General features: G+C 68.7%; 18 protein-coding genes and 4 pseudogenes. 5 read left to right on the top strand and 17 right to left on the bottom strand.

The features are described 5' to 3' along the window. Positions 1 to 115 precede the first annotated feature (115 nt). The 7 genes and pseudogenes from ACIGXP_RS38745 to ACIGXP_RS38715 form a co-directional block, all read right to left on the bottom strand. Positions 116 to 811 carry an alpha/beta hydrolase gene (locus ACIGXP_RS38745; RefSeq protein WP_399776533.1) on the bottom strand — a complete coding sequence of 232 codons (696 nt, stop codon included), beginning with the start codon at positions 809 to 811 and terminating at the stop codon, positions 116 to 118. Between the two features lie 163 nt (positions 812 to 974). Then, positions 975 to 1,750: pseudogene (locus ACIGXP_RS38740) on the bottom strand (IS5 family transposase); the annotation flags it as partial. A 170-nt stretch (positions 1,751 to 1,920) separates the two neighbouring features. Then, positions 1,921 to 2,283 (bottom strand): transposase, encoded by a 363-nt coding sequence (locus tag ACIGXP_RS38735; protein ID WP_399776531.1) that lies wholly within the window; start codon positions 2,281 to 2,283, stop codon positions 1,921 to 1,923. Then, entirely contained in the window at positions 2,280 to 2,882 is a 603-nt protein-coding gene (locus ACIGXP_RS38730; RefSeq protein ID WP_399776528.1) for a transposase, read from the bottom strand. The genes ACIGXP_RS38735 and ACIGXP_RS38730 overlap by 4 nt, the downstream gene beginning before the upstream one ends. A gap of 328 nt (positions 2,883 to 3,210) precedes the next feature. Beyond that, entirely contained in the window at positions 3,211 to 3,537 is a 327-nt protein-coding gene (locus ACIGXP_RS38725; protein WP_399776524.1) for a transposase family protein, read from the bottom strand. 849 nt (positions 3,538 to 4,386) lie between these two features. Then, positions 4,387 to 5,049 (bottom strand): pentapeptide repeat-containing protein, encoded by a 663-nt coding sequence (locus tag ACIGXP_RS38720; RefSeq protein WP_399776521.1) that lies wholly within the window; start codon positions 5,047 to 5,049, stop codon positions 4,387 to 4,389. Between the two features lie 563 nt (positions 5,050 to 5,612). Beyond that, complete coding sequence (locus tag ACIGXP_RS38715; RefSeq protein ID WP_399776518.1) at positions 5,613 to 5,783, bottom strand: hypothetical protein; 171 nt, start codon at positions 5,781 to 5,783, stop codon at positions 5,613 to 5,615. Between the two features lie 1,408 nt (positions 5,784 to 7,191). On the opposite strand from ACIGXP_RS38715, the gene ACIGXP_RS38710 reads away from it, so the two are divergent. Then, positions 7,192 to 7,575 carry a hypothetical protein gene (locus ACIGXP_RS38710; protein WP_399776515.1) on the top strand — a complete coding sequence of 128 codons (384 nt, stop codon included), beginning with the start codon at positions 7,192 to 7,194 and terminating at the stop codon, positions 7,573 to 7,575. A gap of 525 nt (positions 7,576 to 8,100) precedes the next feature. On the opposite strand, the gene ACIGXP_RS38705 is transcribed toward ACIGXP_RS38710, so the two are convergent. Beyond that, positions 8,101 to 8,502, bottom strand: coding sequence for a hypothetical protein (locus tag ACIGXP_RS38705; RefSeq protein WP_399776512.1), 402 nt, complete (start codon positions 8,500 to 8,502; stop codon positions 8,101 to 8,103). 510 nt (positions 8,503 to 9,012) lie between these two features. On the opposite strand from ACIGXP_RS38705, the gene ACIGXP_RS38700 reads away from it, so the two are divergent. Further along, a complete protein-coding gene (locus tag ACIGXP_RS38700; protein WP_399776509.1) occupies positions 9,013 to 9,909 on the top strand; it encodes a hypothetical protein in 897 nt (298 codons plus the stop codon). A gap of 81 nt (positions 9,910 to 9,990) precedes the next feature. Here the strand turns inward: ACIGXP_RS38700 and ACIGXP_RS38695 are convergent, their stop codons facing one another. From ACIGXP_RS38695 to ACIGXP_RS38670, 6 genes and pseudogenes are all read right to left on the bottom strand, one after another. Beyond that, the gene (locus ACIGXP_RS38695) at positions 9,991 to 10,599 is read right to left on the bottom strand and encodes a DUF2867 domain-containing protein (protein ID WP_399776506.1); all 609 of its coding nucleotides are present in this window, start codon (positions 10,597 to 10,599) and stop codon (positions 9,991 to 9,993) included. Positions 10,600 to 10,653: 54 nt separating this feature from the next. After that, positions 10,654 to 11,154: a GNAT family N-acetyltransferase gene (locus ACIGXP_RS38690; RefSeq protein WP_363221217.1), complete on the bottom strand. Its 501-nt coding sequence runs from the start codon at positions 11,152 to 11,154 to the stop codon at positions 10,654 to 10,656. A 154-nt stretch (positions 11,155 to 11,308) separates the two neighbouring features. Next, complete coding sequence (locus ACIGXP_RS38685; protein WP_399776503.1) at positions 11,309 to 12,283, bottom strand: NAD(P)-dependent alcohol dehydrogenase; 975 nt, start codon at positions 12,281 to 12,283, stop codon at positions 11,309 to 11,311. After that, the gene (locus tag ACIGXP_RS38680) at positions 12,280 to 12,531 is read right to left on the bottom strand and encodes a helix-turn-helix transcriptional regulator (RefSeq protein WP_399776500.1); all 252 of its coding nucleotides are present in this window, start codon (positions 12,529 to 12,531) and stop codon (positions 12,280 to 12,282) included. Before ACIGXP_RS38680 ends, ACIGXP_RS38685 begins: the two co-directional genes overlap by 4 nt. Then, on the bottom strand, positions 12,525 to 12,956 hold the full coding sequence (locus ACIGXP_RS38675; RefSeq protein ID WP_399776497.1) for a hypothetical protein: 432 nt from the start codon (positions 12,954 to 12,956) through the stop codon (positions 12,525 to 12,527). The genes ACIGXP_RS38680 and ACIGXP_RS38675 overlap by 7 nt, the downstream gene beginning before the upstream one ends. Before the next feature lie 503 nt (positions 12,957 to 13,459). Then, a pseudogene (locus ACIGXP_RS38670) lies at positions 13,460 to 14,337 on the bottom strand (GlxA family transcriptional regulator). Between ACIGXP_RS38670 and ACIGXP_RS38665 the strand changes: the two are divergent. The 3 genes and pseudogenes from ACIGXP_RS38665 to add all read left to right on the top strand — a co-directional run bounded on the left by ACIGXP_RS38665 (position 14,261) and on the right by add (position 16,807). Next, a complete protein-coding gene (locus ACIGXP_RS38665) occupies positions 14,261 to 15,091 on the top strand; it encodes a restriction endonuclease fold toxin-2 domain-containing protein (protein WP_399776495.1) in 831 nt (276 codons plus the stop codon). The pseudogene ACIGXP_RS38670 and the gene ACIGXP_RS38665 overlap by 77 nt on opposite strands. A gap of 215 nt (positions 15,092 to 15,306) precedes the next feature. Continuing rightward, positions 15,307 to 15,702, top strand: a pseudogene (locus tag ACIGXP_RS38660) (Tn3 family transposase); the annotation flags it as partial. 157 nt (positions 15,703 to 15,859) lie between these two features. Beyond that, positions 15,860 to 16,807: an adenosine deaminase gene (gene add, locus ACIGXP_RS38655; protein WP_399776493.1), complete on the top strand. Its 948-nt coding sequence runs from the start codon at positions 15,860 to 15,862 to the stop codon at positions 16,805 to 16,807. A 213-nt stretch (positions 16,808 to 17,020) separates the two neighbouring features. Here the strand turns inward: add and ACIGXP_RS38650 are convergent, their stop codons facing one another. From ACIGXP_RS38650 to ACIGXP_RS38640, 3 genes and pseudogenes are all read right to left on the bottom strand, one after another. Continuing rightward, positions 17,021 to 17,221, bottom strand: a complete 201-nt coding sequence (locus tag ACIGXP_RS38650) for a hypothetical protein (protein ID WP_399776556.1) — start codon at positions 17,219 to 17,221, stop codon at positions 17,021 to 17,023. Between the two features lie 24 nt (positions 17,222 to 17,245). Further along, positions 17,246 to 17,586: pseudogene (locus ACIGXP_RS38645) on the bottom strand (transposase); the annotation flags it as partial. A gap of 1,028 nt (positions 17,587 to 18,614) precedes the next feature. Further along, the gene (locus tag ACIGXP_RS38640) at positions 18,615 to 19,586 is read right to left on the bottom strand and encodes an NAD(P)-dependent alcohol dehydrogenase (protein ID WP_399776490.1); all 972 of its coding nucleotides are present in this window, start codon (positions 19,584 to 19,586) and stop codon (positions 18,615 to 18,617) included. Between the last annotated feature and the right edge of the window lie 210 nt (positions 19,587 to 19,796).

Raw genomic sequence — 19,796 nt, 5'->3', positions numbered from 1 at the left:
CGTGCGGTGAAGATTCGACACCTCCACCACACACGGGGGCCTTCGCCACGATCAAGACCGGCCAGCGTTAACAACGCTCGTGATCAATACATCTAGGGCGTGTATCGGAAGTGGATCAAGTCGTAGTGGTGAGTTCGACGAGGTGCTGGGCGGTGCCAGCAGGATCGATGATCTGATGGAGGTGTGCGCCGGGCAGGTGTGCCACGGCCCAGCCGCGTTCGCGCGCCTCGGCGGCAAGGTCGTCATACGGAGGACCGAACAGCAAGTAGGAGCAGGGATGGTCATCCCAGCCGTCGGGGACCGGGATGTGCTGCTCGTAGTAGGACAGCGGCAGGGTGGGCTGCTCCTCAACGACTGTCTGCCGCACCAGCGGATCGGAGAACATGGGTGCGACGTCTGCTTCGTCCCACCAGTCGGTCCAGCGCGGGAGCCTGCCGTTCACAGCCATCGGGCGTAGGAAATCGAGCAGTTCGGGTGTGGCGACGGGGGTCGGTCCGGTCCGGGCCGGCAGCGCGGCATCGACGAAGACCGAGCTGGTCACCGGATGGTCGAGGCCCGAGCGGATGGTCGGGAGGAACAAGCCTGCGTTGCTGTGTGCCACCAACGTGACGGGGTTTCCGGCCGGGACCTGCCGCAGATCGTCGCGGACGGCGTCGACGATGCGGGGCCAGAAGGGCGGAGCACCGGCGCCTATGTGCAGCAGGGACGGCACCCGCACCTGGTTTCCCGCCGCCGTCAAGTGTTCGGCCACAGGGTGCCAGGTCGAGGGACCTACGGACGGACTGTGCACGAGAACGAAGATCGGCTGCATGTGACGATCCTGTCGCCCGTGCCTTCCGAGGCGCGACAGTCTTGGCTGACAGCAGAACGCATCGCGCCGACGTAGCCGATGCGTCTTCACAACAGGGCGTTCACAGCCATTCGTTGATTGCGGCGATGAGGACAGTGGCCTCGTAGCGGACCGCGAGCTTGTCGTACCGCGTGGCCACGGCCCGGTGTCTCTTGAGGCGATTGATGCCGCACTCGACCGCGTGCCGAGCCCGATAGTCCTGCGGGTCGAACTTCGGCGGCCTGCCGCCGCGCGAGCCGCGCTTCTTGCGGTTGCTGGCCTGGTCAGCCTTGTCCGGGATGGTGCAGCGGATCCCGCGACGACGCAGGTAAGCGCGGTTCTTGCGGGAGGCGTATGCCCTGTCGGCGCGCACACGATCGGGTCGGGTGCGCGGCCTACCCGGCCCAAGACGCGGGACACGGACCTTGTTCAGGACCGGCTCGAACTGCGGGGAATCGCCCCGCTGCCCGGCCGTGATCACGATGGACATGGGCTTCTGGCCCTGTTCGACAGCCAGGTGCAACTTGGTGGTCAGACCGCCACGCGAGCGCCCGAGCCCGTGGTCGTCCGGCTCGACGCAGAAGCCGCCGGGCGGCTCCTTCTGAAGCTCCCCTTTTTCCTCGCACCGGCGGCGTGCTGGTGGGCCCGGCACACTGTGGAGGCGACGTTGATGTCCCATGTGATCAGCTTTCCCGCGTCGGCCCGGGCCTGGAGTTCGGTGAAGATCCGATGCCAAGTGCCGTCCCGCTGCCAGCGGCGGAACAGGTCGTACGCCCGGCCCCACGGCCCGTACTCGGCGGGCACATCCCGCCATGGGATCCCGGTGCGGACCCGGAACCGTATGCCGTTGATCAGCTGCCGCCTGGCCCACGTCGGCGGCCGTCCGGGCTTCTTACCCTTTGGCAACAGCGGCTCCAGCACCGCCCATTGCGCGTCTGTCAGATCTCCACGTGCCACGAACCAAGATCATCTCACGCTCGAGATCCACTTCCGATACACGCCCTAGTCGAGGATGCCCAGGGCCGTGTCCGGCCGGCAGTGGACGCTGTTGGCGCTCTTTGAAAACGGCTCTGTCCGGAGTTCCGTGAAGCTCATGGTCGGGTGAGGATCCGGATGCGGAGGAGCCGGAAGGATGCCCGGCCGTATATGGCCCGCTTGAGGGTTTTCACGCGGTTGACATGGCCTTCTACCATTCCCGAACTCCAGTCGTGGTTGCGGCCGGCGATGACGGCGTCGAGGTCCTGGCGGAGGAATCCGGCGAAGGACCGCATCGGTCCGTGGCCGTCACCTTCGGCCTGGCGGATCCACTCCAGCAGGAGGTGACCTCGGCGGTTGCGGACGAGGTCCTGGAAGACCCGGGCCAGGTCGCAGGCACGGGCGATGTCCGGACAGGCGAGACGGACCTGGTCAAGCTGCTCGATCTCGCTCTCGGAGAGCTTCTCCCGGGGCCTCATGATCCAGCTTGTGATCTTCCGTGGGCTGGGGACGGCGACGCGGACGGGTTCGGCGGTGCCGGATTTGAGGGCGGCGAGGTGCTTGCGGACGACCTGGACGCTGCCCAGGTAGCCGCGGTCACGGATCTCCTGGAAGAGCTGGGTGCCACTGGTGGCCCGTTGGTGAAGCGGGCGTTGAGATACGGCTTGAACGGTTCCAGCACCCCGTTGGGACGCCGGTCGTGGGCGGAGGAGAGCAGGACGTCGAGGTCGGTGTTCTTGAACCGGCGGGCGGTCTTGCGGTACAGGCCGAGGCGGCGGCCGATGGCGCTGATCGTCCAGCCCCGTTCCAGCATCCGGTGCACGTCGGCATGCCGGTGTCGGGTCCGCTCCACCATCGAGGTGCGCGGCAGTTCCGGGGGCACGTCCGGCACCTCCACCTCGTCCGGGAGCTGTTCCTCCTCCAGACGTTTCCGCAGGCAGCCGCGGTGCTGGTGGCACGCCTTCTCCACGGCCGAGGGCAGGTTCTGCAGCAGATGCCAGCGGTCGGCGATCTCCAGGGCGTGCGGGGCGGCCTCCTTGACCGCGCGGATGTAGGCGGTGGCCCGGTCACGGCACACGATCTCGATACCCGGGGTGCTCGGCGAGCCAGGCCGCGAAGGTCTCGGAGGACCGGTCCGGCAGCACGTCGACCGGGCGGCCGGTATCGATGTCGACCAGGAGGGTGCCGTATCGGCGCGCCGCGGCGGAAGGCGAACTCGTCGACCCCGAGTACACGCGGGGCCCGGTCGGGGACCGGCGGCGCTTCGAGCAGTTCCAGCAGACGGCTGCGGCCCGCGGCCAAGTGCAGCTTGCGACACAGGCGTTCGCCGGCCCGGCCGCCGAGCTCGACGGCGACGGCCCGCAGTCACTGCTTCAGCCCGAGGCTGGAGCGTCGATACCGCTCGCTCAGCCCGTCGACCTGCTCGACGAACGTAACGGCGTCGGCAGGACGGCCTGTCCGCAGAAGAACCGCCGAACCCGCAGCCGGACAACCAACTGCCTTCCGCCGAGGGGGCGTTCGCCGAGACTACGTTCATACGCGGAATGCACCCGCCTCGCCCTCGCCCGGCAGCCCGGACACCGCGGCGGCGGACCGCAGGCCGCCGCCTCCACGCAGAGCACCTCGGCGGAGACGCTCACCCGCTCCAACCGCACATCGATCCCGTAAAACAGCACACCTTCGAGCGATCCAGCCCCCGTGATCGAGACTGCCCGGGAGGAACGTTCCCGCATGCGGCCTCTGACCTGGGCATTCACGGAACTCCGGGCAGAGCCGTTTTCAAGGCTCTGCCCGGAGCTCCGTGCAGCCTCGGCCCACCCATGCCCGGACACAGCAGATGCCCGGTTTGGACCACCGATGCGCCTATCCGAGTGCCTTGCGGACGTCCCGCGAGCGAGGGACGCGCAGTGGGGGGTATGTCCTTTCGCGTGACGTGACCTTGGGATCCGTGAGGAGATCAGCTATGTACGCAGTAGTTCGGCGGTACGAAGGGGTGACCGATCCTGCCGAGGCAGGACGCCGAGTGGACGAGGGGTTCGTGCCTCTCCTGCGCCAAGTCCCCGGGTTTGTGGCCTACTACTGGGTGGACTCCGGGGAGGGAGTGATGGTCTCCACCAGTGTCTTTGAAGACCAAGCCGGGGCCGAAGAGTCGATCAAGAGGGCGGCCGACTTCGTACGGGACAACCTTGCGTCACTGCTCCCCAACCCTCCTCAGGTCATGGCCGGCCAGGTTGTGGCTGCTGGATAGCCACCTGGCGGTATGGCGCTGCTTCTCACCTACCACCATGCCGACGACCTGTTGGGCGAGGCATGCCGTGTGGTCGGGGACGTGGATGCCGCGGCAGCCGACCGGGTCCCCCGGAGGGCGCCGTGGCCACAGTATGGCCAGTCAGGGATAGTTGGGGACGGTTCGGGGCTCGGGTGTGGCATACCCGAAGAACGATCGAGCGCGGCCGGATAGCTACGAACCTCGCCTACAAGGCCGCAGTACTGAAATCTTCGCTGCGGCACTGAAATCTTCCGTGCGGTCCGACAGCGTTCACCGACAACCCTCGGTCATGCATCGGGATAAGCTCCCCGCCTCAGGCCTTCGCGGGGTACCACTCGGGAGGCAGGAACAGCCTGTCGGACAGGGGCTTGTCAGACGCCGGCACAAGACCCGATGGCGGTCGCCCCCTCGCCGTCGACAGGTCGACCGTGGCGACAGAGAACGTTGCGCCACGGAAGGTGACCTTGGCGCCGGAGAACGTCGCGCCGCGGAAGGAGACCGAGGCGTCGAAGAACTTTGCGCTGCTGAAGTCGACTGTGGCGCCCGAGGACTTCGCGCCCCTGAAGTTGCCGCCGTCGAAGGTGACACCAGTGAAGTCGAAGCGAAGGCCCGCCCAGGAGTGCGGGTGCCCGGGTTCAGGACGGAGACGGTCGCGGATGACGCGGATGACGGTGTGCCGCACTTCCCGCAAGGCCAGATAGGTGTTCCGGGCTCGCGCGTCGTCTGCTGGCAAATCGACCTCCGCTGTGTAGGGCAGGTGGAGGCAGGCACGCAGCACCTCGATGCAGGTCTGGCGCAGAGCGGAGATGGGGGCGTCGTCGGCGAGGCCGGCCAGGGCGTGGACGGCTCCCAGACGTACGGCCTCGGACTTCTCGCCAAGCTGTGTGACTGCAGGCGGTGAAGTGTTCGGTGTGTAGACGGGTGTCTTCGCGCAGGGTGCCGGCTTCGTCGACGCGATGGCGCGCCTCGTCGACACGCTGGCGCCGGTAGGCGTTGACCAGGGCGACCAGAGCGCCAGCACCAGCGACGCCCCTGAAGGACAGCTTCACGAGGTCGAACAACGTCTTGGAGCCGATGTGCTGCTCATGCGCCAGGTCGTGTACATGGAGCAGTTTCAGCCAGCGATGAACGCCGCGGCGGACGCGGCGATCGCGGCGGTGAAGGCCAGGACAAGGATCCGGCGGCCCGGCCACAATCGCAGGCCGTTTTTGCTGTTCCGGTCGGTGCCGGGGCAGTGGTGCGCTCACCCTTCCACCACCACAGCGCGGGCCGTGCACGGGGGCGTCAACGCGCCGCGTAACGCGACCTCGCCCCGGGATGCCGCATGGACTCCATATCGAGGTTCCATGGAAGCCCGTGAATCCAATGAATGGGGCTTTTTGTGTCGGATGGTTAGAACGCGGTTGAACCGACCGTCGTCCCGGCCGCGCCAGCCCGGCCGGAGGAGTACGACGCTGCGACCCGGGCCGCGCTCGACCACATCGACCTCCAGGCCGTGCGCACCGTCGCGGACGGCTGCCCGCCGAGCACCCGCAGGAGCTACGCCCAGGACTGGGCGAGCTGGACGAAGTTCTGCGCCGCCTCCGGGGTACCGGTGCTCGCCGTCACCCCGGGCTCGTCGAGTGGCTCCGGCTCAAGCAGCTGGTGAAGGAGATGGAGGAGGGGGAGACCCACGGCCGGGGTCAGGCCCTGCCGCTGCTTGTCGAGCACCTGGTGAAGATCAGCGCCGCCTGCCCGGGCAACCTCACGGGCCTGCGCGACCGCGCCCTGGTGCTCATGCACTGCGCCGTCGCCGGCCGCCGGCAGGAACTGGCCTTCAATCGGTCCGCGACTATGCCGAGACTCCCGGCGGCATCCAGGCCGACCTGCGTGTGTGTAAGGTCCGCCCCCGCGTCGGTCCCCTACGGCTCCCGGCCCTCGGGTGAGGGCCTGGCAGGCTTTGGAAGGAGGCGGCTGGCCTCACCGACCCGGACGGCTACGCCTGGCGCCGCCTGCACAACCGGTGGCACACCGTCCTGGAGGGCGGCCTGCAGCCCGAGGCGATCGGCGATGTCGTCACCCGCGCCGGTGAACCGGCCGGGACCGAGTTCCGCTTCACCGGCCGCAGCCTCACCACGTCCTCCCGGCCACCGAAGTGATGCGATCATTGCGAACCAGGGCCCATGCCCAGAGCACGGCACCCGCCTCGGCGCTTCGGGGCGCTGCGCGGGGTGCGAGCTGGACGACGCAGTCCCCCGGCCTGCTCTCGTCCCGGTCCCGCGTGTACCGGAGAGCCCACCGCGCGGTTCCTGCGGAGACTGCGGCGCACGGATTCTGTTGGCTGGTCGCGCGCTCGAGGACGGACTGTGCAAGCTGTATCGCGAGGAAGCCGCCGCTCTGGCCGCTGCAGACGCGCTCCCCGGAGTGACCTCAGGGACCATCCCCGCGGGCGCGCGGAGCACGCTTGCTGACCTGCATTCATACCGCGCCGTCAGCTCTCATTGCTTTCACCGAATTCGACATCACGGACAAAGCACCCTTCCGTCTTGCTGAGGTGTGGCTCACGGCCTCTGCGCCAGCGACCGATTCATGGTGTTCGTCGGTCACTTCGGCTGCGATGCCAGCTTGAGGCGGTTATGACGATTGCCAACACGTCAGCAGGATGAACGCCGGCATCGACACTTCCCGGGCGTCGTTCTGCGGAGGCCAATCCCGCACAGGCAAGCAGAGACGCTGCGCTCGCCGGTGTCGCGGGCGGGGAGAGGTCACCGTGGTCATGTTCCTTGGTGTGGTGTAGCGGCGGGAAGCTGTTCTCTGCCCTGGGTGGTCAGCAACCTGTTGCGGCGCCCGTCGCGTCAAGTGGTGATGGCATGGACCGTCGCGTGCGTCGGGCCAGGAAGCGGTTCGCGAAGAAGGTAATCCATGGGCTATTTGCGGCCCGACCAAGAGTGGCCGCCGACGACTAGACTTGAACGTGTTCAAAATCCGTGCCAGGGTACGGCATGAATTCTTGAGCCCATCGGTCGCGCACGTGGCCTGCGGAACCCATTAGGGGTGGAGTGTGTTGCGTTGCTGTCGTACTGCGCTGATCTTGCTCGCCTTGGCGCTTGCTCTTACGGCCTGCGGCAGGTTGACGGTCATGCCGCCGCCCGAGGGCGAACCGGTCGTGCTGAAACCAGCCGAACTTGCGACCACGTGGACCGATGCCGACGGCGGCACCCTCACGCTGAAGCAGGACGGGACGTTCATCGCCGACAAAGTCTGCGTCGCCGTCAGCTGGTACGACAGTTTGACCTGGTCCGGAACAGGCACCTGGGAGCAAGTCTCCAACAAGAAGCAAAGCTTCGTCGGTGTGACCTTCGACGCCGCTCACCCTGTCGACACCTATCACCCCGAAATGGTTGAGCGGCGGCCCGACTCCTACGCCGCCTTGAGGCAAGGCAAGGTCCTGAAGCTCTGGGTCGCCGTCGGCGATCCGGACAACGATTATCCGAACTGCGTCCTGACCAGCCCGGCGAGTTGACCCCGCTGCCGCGCGGCCGGGTGAGCTGCACAGGTCCGGCATCGCACATGAGCGGCTTTAGTCGATCGTGTCCCCCTGTGGCCGCAGCCGACCGCTCAGACCGCGGCCTCTTTTGCAATTCAGGCCGCAGCAGTTGCCGCTCCCGTGGTCGTCCGCCATGCGGCCCCTGTCGCCACAAAGGCGGTCAATAAGGCGGCCCCTGTGGTCAGGGACGCGGCCAGGGAACACCTCTCCGCCACGCTTCTGCGACTGTCCGCGATGCGTGCCCGGGAAATCATGAGTACATCGTTCAGGTCAGGTGAGGCCTGTTCGGTCCAGGAGCTACCACGGCGAGGCGTCGCACACGGAATCCTGTGCGGCGTCTAGTCGTGTTCGCCCGCGCACTATCAGTGGCCGCCGGTAGCGTGCTGCGCGTGACGGCGTCCAGGACGGTGCGCGGGAGGCCCGGCGGTGACAATCGACTGGACCACCACCTCCTGGTCTACGTGGACCGGCAGCTTCGGGAATACCGGGCCCAGCGGGCTTCTACCGCTCGCGCAGCTCGTACGGGCTGATCTCCTCGTGCAGGCCGTCAGACTCCTTCAGGCCGAAGCTCGCTTCCCAGCGGTCCGGCCAGTTCGCCGGACCGCCGACGCGGAATCGGGCATCCGCCCACCGCGGTTCTCCCACCCAGAAGGCATGAACCTGGGGCTGGTCGTCACCAGACCGGCGGATGAACTTCTCGTCATGGATACGGAACAACAGCCGACTGAGCCCGGCCCGGGTAGGGCGCGCCAGCGGCTGGGCACCGCGAGCGACCAGACTCGTGCGCCTGGCGGTGAAGGCATCGGCGACCGGCTTGCTCGGGTGGACGGTCTCATCAAAGACAACCACGTCAGGACTTGCTTCAGCCCTCAGACGGCGGGTTGTCAGTGGTGCTGGATCCACCAGTTGAGGACCGCGAGGCCGGCAGCGCCAGCGGACCCGGCGAGACTGAGTACGGCGCGACGGCCGGCTTCCCGCCACAGCGGCAAGGTGCCGTTGGATCCGCAGCGGCGGGTTGCGGGACTGTGGTGGCGGGCGGCGTGGCGGCGGGCTTGCGGCGGCGAACAGCCATGATCGTTCTTCCCCTCAGTTGCGAGACAGATACGGTTCGCCGGGCCCGGCGTTGGTCCGAGATTCGCTCGCGCAGGGGGCAGTAGTCCTGATTGCGGGGTGGGTGAGGCGAGTTGGGCACTAACCTGCTGGTCCAGCCCGTGCCGTGCGGCTGCCCGATCCACCCGTTTCAGGCAGCTCGAGAAGATGGGCGGCTGATGCGGGCGTGTACAGGACGGGGAAGCAATGGGAGTGCACCGCCAGAGGCTGCACCTGCGGCTACGGCAGCTGCGCACCAAAGCCTAGGACGCGTATCGGGCCCGGGGCGGGGCCGGGGGCCTGCAGAGGGCGCTGGAGAAACAGGTGCGACTCACCGGTCTGCCGGGCGCTTCCTCCTTCGAGGGCAAGGTGGCCAGCCGGTGGGCGCCGCAGCGTCCGGAGGACTTCAATACCCCGCGCCCGGACAGCTTCGAGCAGGTGCTGTCTGTGGTCGCTGTCTGGGAGTCCTGGACGGGAACCCGCACTCTCGACTCCGACGGCCGGGTCAGACAGGCATGGATGTCGGGCGAGGTGTGCAAGGACTGGCAGCAGCTGCTGGAGAATGCGCACCAGGAGACCATGAGCGCCTGGCGCCGCAGCCCGGGGACTTCTGGGACCGAAGCCGAAGCGGATGCGGCCGTAGCCCGCTACCGCCGGCGGCTGGTGCAGGCCTACGGTCGGCTGAACCTGGATGTTCTCGGCCCGGACGAGCGAGCTGGTGAGCAGCCCGTGATCGGGTTACGCCAGGTTTTCGAGGCACCGCTGGTGGCGTGGGATCCGCCGCGGCCCGAGCTGCCGGCGCGGTTGTGGCGGGAGCTGGTGGAACGCGGTGAGTTGACCGAGGAGGACCTGCCGCCGGGACTGCGCCCGGAGCAGGTCGACACCTGGCGCAAAGCGCGTACCGAGCGGCCGCCGCAGCCGGTGCTGGAGGCCCTAGTCTCGGAGGCGGGGCAACGGCTGGTGTTGCTGGGAGATCCGGGGGCGGGCAAATCGACGCTCGCGAGATACCTGGCGCTGGCACTGGCGGGGGGCCTGGAGACGGTACCGGACGAGCTGGAGTACTTGGCAGACGCAGTGCCGGTAGTCGTGGAGCTGCGTCACCTGGCCGCCGAGCGCTGGCAGGGCGGACCGTGGAGGACTTCTGGGAGGAGTTCAACACCACCGAGCGGATGTTCCTGCCCCGCAACGTCCTTGAACACCTGCGACGTGTGCGCCAGGTAGCGGTCCCGGATTCGCCCGCATGCACTGAAGGGGTGACCTCCGACCAGTCGGTGATTCCGAAGGGTGTGTCGGCCAGATCCATTATTCCGCGCGCCTTTCTTCGGCACTCGCCTGCCATGTGCGTCCCATTGCTCGAAGCAGCGCCGGATACACCCACACGTACCGGAAGGGCTTGATAGCGGCCATGTATGTTCTGCCGAACAGCCCGTTCGGCTTCACCAGGATGGCCATCTGGCCGCGGTGGCCGCCGGCCTCGTCCGGGACCCAGCCGATGTGCATCACGGCGTGCACGGTCCGGTTCGCCGTCTCGGCCGCCCACTCGTCGTGCAGTTGGTAGAGGGAGGTGAACGGATCCGAACGGACATCGGGCCCCCGCGGACCCTCGCGGAGGTCCGCCGGCAACCGGTCGCGCAGCGTCGGCACCCGGGTGCCGATGCCGGAGTCGGCTTTGTCCCAGCCGAGCAGCCTCCCGAGCTTCCAGCGAACCGCGAAGAGCAGGCGGTACACGAGGGAGGGGGAGGATGTGGTGGCCCCGTCTCTCGGCCCGTTCGCGATCTGGCGGACCAGGTGCGGGAAGTCGTGGGGACCACCCGGTGTCGGCAGCACCCAGACATCCTCGACGCGAAAGTCACCGGCGATCTCGTGGATCCGCCAAGGGCGGGACGTGTGCGCCGCTGTGGGGAGCCTCATCAGTTGGCCTCTATCCCTACGTTGCTGCATCGTGTGGCGATTTGTGATTGCGCATCAGAGCGCCAACTTCCTGTAGAAGCACACCCGGTCCTGCCCAGGACCGTCGTAGTCACTGTGTACGGGCAGACCATCGACCTCTCGGTCCCCGCTTTCCAGGGTGAATCCCATAGCGCGGTGAAAGGCGATGGATCCCTTGTTTCCCGGCGAGGTGATCGCACGCACCTCTGTGCGGCCGACGTCGGCGGCATGCTGGAAGAAGGTGGTGTACAGACGCCGGGCAACCCCCTGCCCACGAAGCTTGGGATCCACTCCCACGAAGTGGATGTACGCCTCTTCGTCGTTGTCGGCGGCGTGAAAACCAATGAGGAACGCCCTGACGCCGGCTTCGTTCTCCAGGACCAGGCTGGTGCCTGAGAAGAACTGCAAGAACAGCTTGGGCAGCAGTAGTGATAGCTCGCGGGCCTGCGCGGGGGCGCGCGAGTCCCCCCACCACTGCTGTACACATGCGACGATCGTGCCGTGGTCGGAGACGCGGGCCTGTCGCAACACTGGCATGTCGTTCCCTCTCGGAGTCATGGCGTTACTGAAGGAGCCGGTGGGGTGGGGCCGCGCGGCCGACTGAGACGAGCAACAAAGTCCCTGATGGCAACGCCGCGACGCGGGATGCCAGGCGCTCGAGCCGGGCACCCGGTTTGCGCCGGACTCCTGGTCAGACGCTGACGGCTATTTTCCCGCGCGCACGGCCACTCCTGAGGTAGCCGATGGCCTCGGGGACGTCGGCCAGCGGGTAGGCCCGGTCGATGACGGGGGTCATCGCGCCCGCCTCGATGAGCTCCGCGAGGAGCCGCAGGTCGTCGTGGCTCTGCGTGGAGAAGAAGCCGCGAAGGCGCTGTCCGGTGAACGGAGACAGCAGCAGCGCTCGCAGGAGTCGGCCCATGCCGCCGAACCATTTCCCGCCGTCCTCACCGCCGACCATGACCAGCGTCCCGCCGGGGCTCAGGACGCGGCGGAGCCGGGCCAGGGGGCGGTTGCCGGCGATGTCGAGGACGAGATCGTAGCGGCGGGTGCCGTCGGTGGGGTCCTGACGCGTGTAGTCGATCACCTCGTCGGCGCCGAGGGAGCGGACCAGCTCCGCTGTGGCGTCGCTGCAGACACCGGTGACATGGCCGGCCCCGAGGGCCTTGGCCAGTTGCACCGCGAAGGTGCCCACGCCGCCCCCGGCGCCGATGACGAGGACACTCTGCCCGGACCGCAGCCGCCCGACATCGCGCAGCGCCTGAAGGGCTGTGCAGCCGGAAACCGGGACGACGGCCGCCTGCTCGAAGCCGGCGTTGCCGGGCTTGCGGGCGAGCCTGTCCTGCTTGGCGCAGGCGTACTCGGCGAACGACCCGTCGCAGGTGCCGTACACCTCGTCGCCCGGCTGGAAGCGGGTGACGTCCGGGCCGACGGCCTTGACCCGTCCGGCGACATCCATGCCCCGGACGCGTGCCTTGGGCGCCCGCAGCCCGAAACCGAGGGCGCGCAGCAGATACGGCCGGCCTGTGGTGAGGTGCCAGACGCCCGGGTCTACGGATGCCGCCCGGACCTGGATGAGCACCTCGCCGCTACCGGGCTCCGGCTGTGCGATCTCTTCGACACGCAGGTCCTCGGGCGGTCCGTAGGCGTCTTGGACGATGGCCTTCACTTGCTCTCTCCCTCGATTTCGCCGGTTTCATCGGTTCCGGGGTACTGGAAAGCCTCTTCGAGCGGGACGCCGAACACTCGGGCGATCTGGAAGGCCATCTCCAGGGAGGGCGAGTAGCGGCCCTGTTCGATGGCGATGACGGTCTGGCGGGTCACGCCGATGCGGCGGGCGAGTTCGGCCTGGGTCATCTCGCCGTGGGCGAAGCGCAGCGCCCGGATCGTGTTGGTGACCCTGGTCGGCCTCACCATGGGTGGAAGCCCAGCCGGTAGGCGACGATCTTCGCCGTGGATGACAGGATCGCCGACAGGACGAACGCCAGGTAGATGGCGTTGGCGATCCAGAACTGATCGGCGCGGACCATCGCGAGGACGAGTCCGGCCACGCCGCCGATCACGATGAACGACTGCCCGATGTACATGCCGAAGCGGTGGATCTCCCGGTCGCGCTGGTCCTTGGTGTTCGCGCCCTCGGGAGACACGATCGACACCGTGATGTTCAGCGCGATCTGCGTGGCGATCGCCGCACCGACGGTCCACAGCAGCGGGGACGCATAGGACGTCTGCGCCAGCGGCGCCGCTCCTTCGTGCCGCCCGAGGACGACGCCCAGGTACGCCGCGTATGACGCGACCGTGACCAGGACCATGATCCAGGCACGTTTCTCTTCGAATGCCACTGCCGCTCCCGATGTAAAGAAAGCTTGACACGGGTAGTGTCAAATAGCAGCGACATGATGTCAAGTTTTCTGTACATCGCAGGGGGGTGGCAGCGGTTGGGCCGACAAGCGCTGACCAACCCGGCCTCCCCCCATCGCCACTGAGGATGCCTTCGAACCGGGCTGGAAGCCGGGATCGTCAATGGCCGCTGCCGCACCGCCGACCCCGCGCAACGCCCGTCGCAGCCGGGCGGCGGGAGACCGGTCAGGCGGACGGACGCCGGGCCCTGCTGGTCCGCACGGAGGGGGACGCGCCCTGACCGACCCGGTGCACCGCCGCCGCTCGGCGTTCACGGCGCCGTGGCCCGCGCCCGACCGGCCCCTGTTCGCCCGCCCTCTGACTCCTTCATCGAAGCCCTCGGCGGCCTGCCGAACCGAGCGAACTGGAACCCGCCCGCCGGCTCCGGCACACACCACCGGCCCAACCCGGGGGCTCAGCCGCGGGATCTGAGCCGCCGGAGCATTCACGCGTCCTGGAAGCCGACCGAGCGGGCGGCCGATTCGACCGTCGCGCCCTGGCCGATGAGGTGTTCGGCCCGCTCGACGCGCGGGAGTTGCTGGTAGCGCAACGGGGTCAGGCCCGTCGACTCCGTGAAGCGGCGAGTCAGTGTGCGTTCGCTGACGCCGACGGCAGAGGCGAGATCGGCCAGGCCCAGGTGCTCGGTGAAGCGGGAGTCGATCAGGTTCTGGGCGCGGTGGACCGCGTCGTTCACGTGCGCGCGGTGCCGCAGCATCGCGCGCACCTGCTGGTCGTGGCCGTTGCGGCGGGTGTAGACGACCATCTGGCGGGCCACGCGCGCGGCGGCGGCCGGGCCATGGCGGGGACGGCGATCAGATGGAGAGCCACGTCGATGCCGCTGGCGATGCCCGCCGAGCTCACCACGCGATCGTCAACCACGTACAGCACGTCCCGTACAACGCTCGCCCGGGGATACCGCCGGGCGAGCTCGTCCTGCACATCGTGGTGGGTGGTGCGGCGCCGACCGTCGAGCAGCTCCGCCCGGCCGAGTGCGTCCGCCCCCACGCAGACACTGGCGACGGTGCCGCCGGACGCGTGATGATCCGCGAGCCACCGCAGCGCGGCCGGGCCGATCGGCCCACTGCCTCGGAGCCTCACCTCGCGCCAGCCAGGGACGATCAGTAGATCGTCAACCGCGGGCTCCGGGAGGCTCACCTCCGCTTTCAGCGTCACGCCCTGCGCGGTGGGAACGTCCTCCCGCTCGGCCACATAGCCCACCTCGTAGCCGTAGCCGAAATCGGCCGCCGTGGAGAAGACCTGGGCTGGTCCGGCGAGATCCAGGAGATGCAGCTGCGGGACGAGAAGGAAGACGACACATGTCACGATCCGGTCAGCCCCTTTCGCCGCTCGTGGCTGCCTTGCCGGTCAGCGGCTCCCGGATGACGGGCACCGGGGGCATCAAGACCTGCTCGGGCGGTCCTGTGGCCTGTACCAGCGAGGTGGACCTGGAGTTCTACAACGACTTCTCGAACTTGTGGATGACGGCTGGGACCGCGCGGCAGTCCAAGTGTGCGCCGCCGCTGCGGTCGTCGACCGCAGCAGCAACCTGTGTGAACCGCCCGGGCGACCCGAAGGTGGCCTGGCGCACCAGCACGGTGGGGACCCTGGTGAGTTCGGGCGGGTCCCACGGCTCGGGCACAGCCAGGGGCAGAACTTCCAGACCTGGCTCGACTCACTGCGCAAGGGCGACATCTCCGGCGGCAAGCCGGCCGAGCAGGCCTACCAGAGGCGCGTGGCGGGCTTCCCCGAGTTCGAGATACTCATCCCAGCAGGGATCAGTCCATCCAACACCCTGATGGTCGACGGATTCCGCAACCTCGACGGGATGGCGGTCGAAGCAAAATACGTGAACGCCCGGTCCGGGCCTGCAGGCCTGGAACGAGGCGGCCGGCCTCACCGACCCGGTCGGCTACGCCTGGCGCCGCCTGCACAACCGGTGGCACACCGCCCTGGAGGGTGGCCTGCAGCCCGCGGCGATCGGCGACGTCGTCATCCCGCGCCCGCGAACGCGCCGGAAGCGAGATCCGCTTCACCGGCCACAGCCCCCGCCGCGGACTCGCCACGTCCGCCCGCCTGAACGGCCACGACCAGACTCGTCATCGCCAAGCAGGGCGGCTGAGCCCCACTCCAAGGTGCTCGCCGGCTACCTCGAAGTGGTCGACCAGTGGGAGGACAACGCCCTGCTCGGCGTGCTGTAGACGGGGCTGTCGCACCGAACGGGTCCTCCCAGGCGGCCGGATGCCCCGATTACGAGGCGCCGTCCTGACCGGTGGCCGCGTCCAGCGCGTACACCTTCTCAAGACCATGCACCTGCTCGCCCCGGTCGCCCCGGTCGACGACACCTACCGGCGGCTGATGAACCGGCAGCTGGCAGTGCAGGAGTCCCGCCACCGCCTGGCCCGTGCGATCTGGCATGGCGGGCGCGGGCAGATCCGCCAGGCCTATCGCGAGGGCCAGGAAGACCAGCTCGCCGCCCTTGCCTGGTCCTCAACGCCGTCGTCCTGTGGGACACGCGCTGCCTCGACGCTGCCGTCGCCCGACTCCGCGCCGAGGGCCACGACATCAAGGACGAGGACATCGTCCGCCTCTCCCCGCTCAAAGGACCGATACATCAACTTTCTAGGCCGCTACCTGTTCAGCAACCGCGACGGCGGCCCCGGCCAGGGCCTGCGCCCACTACGCGACCCCAACTGCCCCCGGGGAAGACGACGAAGACTGACCGCTGGCGCACCCGTCTGCAGCATATTTGTCGACCTCATATGGCGGGCGATCACCGAGTGTGGTGGCCGGTACCACACGTCGGAATACTGTCCTGCTGCGGATCCCGACTTCCTAGAGTCTTGCTGTGAGAGATCTTGCCCTATTGCCCAAGGCCCACCTGCACACCCACCTGGAAAGCACCATCCGTCGCGCTACGATCCGCGAGCTGGGAGGCGAGCCGCCCCACCAGAACCGGCCGTTCACCAGTTTCAGGGAGTTCGCCGACCAGCGGGCCACGGTGCGTGCGCTGCTCCGCGACTATGGGCACTTCCGTCGTATCGCCGAGGAGTTCTGCCAGGATGAGGCGGCCCAGGGTGTCCGCTATGCGGAGGTCACCTTCACGGCGGCGGCTCACGGTGAGCGCCTCGGCGATCCGGACATGCCGTTGGAAGCGGTGCTGGAGGGACTGGCTGTCGGCGGGGAGCGGTACGGCATTCGAACTCGGGTGATCCTGGACCACTCGCGCCGTCGCTCCGTCGACCGGCTGTGGCACAGCCTCGAGCTGGCCACCCGGCACCCGCAGGTGATCGCCATCGGGCTCGCGGGGGATGAGTCCTACCCGGCGGCGCCGTTCGCCGAGGTGCTGCAGGCCGCCCGCGAGGCAGGGCTGCACCTGGTGCACCACGCCGGAGAGACGGCCGGCCCGGCCGGCATCTGGGAAGCCCTGACGGTGGGGCACGCGGAGCGGGTAGGCCACGGCATCCGGGCGCTGGAGGACCCAGCCCTGATCGCCGAGCTGCGGACACGCCGTGTGCCGCTGGAGGTCTGCCCATCCTCCAATGTCCTGCTCGGACTGGTGCCGTCGCTGGCGGAGCACCCGCTGCCGCGCCTGGTCGAGGCCGGTGTGACGGTCACTGTGAACACTGACGGGGAGACGGCGTTGGCGGCGGAATACCAGCGCGCCCGGGAGATCTTCGGGTACGGCGACGCCGAACTGGCGGACCTGGCCCGTGCCTCGGTCGAGGGCAGCTTCGCTCCATCAGAGCTGAAAGCGCAGCTCGGCGCCGAGATCGAGCAATGGCTGAGCAGCTGAGAACACTGGTTCACTGGTGGGCTCCTGTGATCAACTGTCGCGCATCGGTCTACCAGCGAGCTGAACAGTGACTTTCGGGTGACGAGGCCGGGGAGTGTTGAGTCCTGGCAGGCGGTGAAGTGCTGATGGGCGCGCGTCGCCGGCCTGGCCGGCCGTGAGATGGAACGCCAGTGGCCGGCACAGGACCGTCGGCCGCGAGGTGGATCTTTGTGGTCAGTCCGCCGCGGGACCGTCCGATGGCGTGGTCGCCGGGTTCGCCGGCCGGGGCCCCTTTTTGCGGGCCCCGGCCGCGTGCTGGTGCGCCCGCACGATCGTGGAGTCGACCGAGACGGCCCAGTTGAGGTCCTCGTCTGCGTCGGCCTGGGCCATCAGCGCGGTGAACACCCGCTCCCAGGTGCCGTCGACCGCCCACATTCGCAGCCGGTTGTAGACACCTCGCCAGTTGCCATACGTCTCCGGCAGGTGGACCCACTGTGTGCCGGTCTGGAACTGTGGGCGATCGCGTCGATCACCTCACGATGGTCGCGCCAGCGGCCACCCCGCTTCGGTGTCCGGTCCGGGAGTAACGGCTCGATCCGCGCCCACTGCGCATCAGTCAACGACACACCGGACCAACGATCCGATGATCTAAACGAAACGCCCGAGGGCCCTGCGCGCCCTGACCGCCGACGGGCAGACGGCGCGGGCGGTCGGTCTGACCGAGGAGGCGATCTGGACGATCCGCGGTGTGGGGTGCCGCTGCACGCGCGGAAGAGCTCGGACCATCGGGCGGACGGCATGCCACCCTCGTCGGTCACCCAGGCGCTCTTCGCGTCTCCGGGCCTGCCGGGCTTTCCCAAAGCGGCGACGGTCCTGCCCGCCCTCGTCAGCGCCGAAGGGGGACTGCCGCGGAGGTGCTTCGCGTGCTCCATGGTCCAGGCGGTGAACTCGGTCATCGAGGGGGTGTCGAGCTCGGGGACGGCCCTCGCCCCCGGCGCAGGACCTGCTGACCGGGTCCGACCGGCTGATTCTGGAGGAGAAGGCCGCAGCACTGAGCGCTTCGGGCCGCAGGGCCGCCATGGAGATCCCCGTGTCCGGAGGCCGGATGGCCGCACTCCTGGCGCAGCCCGTGGCGGACGCGCGCGAGGGCATCGAGGTCGAGGTCATGCTCCCCGAGAGCGGGGCCCTGTTCTCCATAGGCGGTACGCCCGTCCCGGGCCCGGTCGTACGGCCGAACGACACGGCGGAAGCTCGGGGAGGACCGGCACGGTCCTGCCTCCGCGCCTGCGGCTTCTCCCGCGGTTACGGCCGTGGGAGAGGGCGAGCGGAAGGACCACCGATGGCTGTTGGCCGTCGGGGAACCGGGGATCGGCAGGCTCGCCGTCACGGCACGGCGCCATCCAAGGCTCGTTGACGGCGCCGGGCCATGTGAAGGAAGCTGCCCGGGCAAGTCCTGCCCGGGGCGGGCATCTGTTCCGTCACGCAAGCGTGGTTGGCCGTGCGGGGGCACCGACCGGCCGGGGCGGGAGGGGAGTGCGTGGACCAGGACGCCAGGGCTCTGTTGCTGTCGGAGCAGGAGGCGCGGCTGCCGGACCTGTGCGCGCCGTGGCGGTCCGCGGCGGCCATGGACACACCGGTGGACACGGCTCTCGCCGAGGTGGCGCTCGCCGACATGTACGACCACCTCGGCCTGGCGAGGCCGCTCGTGGTGTGGGTGGACTCCCCGGGAGCGGCTGCTCGGGCGCTGCGCGAGGCGGGTGTGGAGGCCGAGGACCGGTGCAAGCACCCCAACGGGTTACCGGGATCGCTTCGGCGGGTACTCGCACGTTCACACCGTGACGACGACCTTTCCACGTGCGTGCTGCACCTCCAGATACCGGATGGCCTCTGCCGCCTCGGCCAGCGCGTACGTCCGGTCGATCACCGGAGTCAGCTTCCCGGCATCGGCGAGTTCCCGCAGCGACACCAGGACCTCCTTGCTCGGTGCCGGGCCGACCAGCGGACGCAGCCGCTGGGGGACCAAGGGGGAGAGAGCGATGCCCTTCAGGATGAGGCCGATCGCGCCGAGGAATCCGCCCGGGCTGCCCCCTCCGGCGAGGACGAGTGTGCCTCCGGGCTTCAGGGCGCGCCTAAGACCTGAGACCGAGTGGTTGGCGACCAGGTCAAGGACGATGTCGTACCGTCGCCCGGAGCGTGTGAAGTCCTCCTTGGTGTAATCGACGACGTGAGACGCGCCGAGCGCGCGGACGGCGTCGGCGTTGCGCCGGCTGCACACGCCGGTCACCTCGGCACCGAGCGCCTTGGCGATCTGCACGGCGAACGTCCCGACCCCGCCCGAGGCGCCGTTGACCAGTACGTGCTGTCCCTGCCGCAGCCGTCCCACATCACGCAGGGCACGCAGGGCGGTGTTCCCCGCCAGTGGCAGGGCCGCCGCCTGCTCGAAGGTCAGTTTGGCGGGCTTGAGCTCCACCGCGGTGTCCGGTACGCACACGTACTCCGCGAAGGTCCCGTCGACTTCACCGAACACCTCGTGGCCGGGGCGGATCTGCTGCACGTTCCGGCCGACGGCCTCCACTTCTCCCGCGAAGTCCCGGCCCCGGATCCTGGCGCGGGGCGCGCGAAGCCCCAGTGCCAGGCGGGCCAGGTACGGGTCGCCGCGCATTTGGTGCCAGTCGTAGGCGTTCACCGCGGCCGCCCGCACCCGCACCAGCACCTCTCCGTCGGAGGGCACCGGTTTGTCGACGTCCGCTACTTCCAGCACGTCCGGTGAGCCGTACCGGTACTGAACGACTGCCCTCATGAACCTCTCCCCCTCGTGGTGTACTGGCAGGCTAGGGCGAGCCCGCCCGGCCGGACATCGGGGACATGCCGTAGTCCTGGGGGAGGAGAGCCGATGGCCGTCGATCGGTGGCGGCCTTTGCCGACTCTGGTACGCGGCGGCCGCTCATGGTGGAGCCGCGGCCAGGGGACGCGAGGTTCTGGGAACTGCAGTTCGGCTGTGCAGTCCACT

Source organism: Streptomyces sp. NPDC053069 (assembly GCF_044546895.1).
Classification (GTDB): Bacteria; Actinomycetota; Actinomycetes; order Streptomycetales; family Streptomycetaceae; genus Streptomyces.
This window is presented reverse-complemented; position numbering and strand designations above follow the sequence as displayed.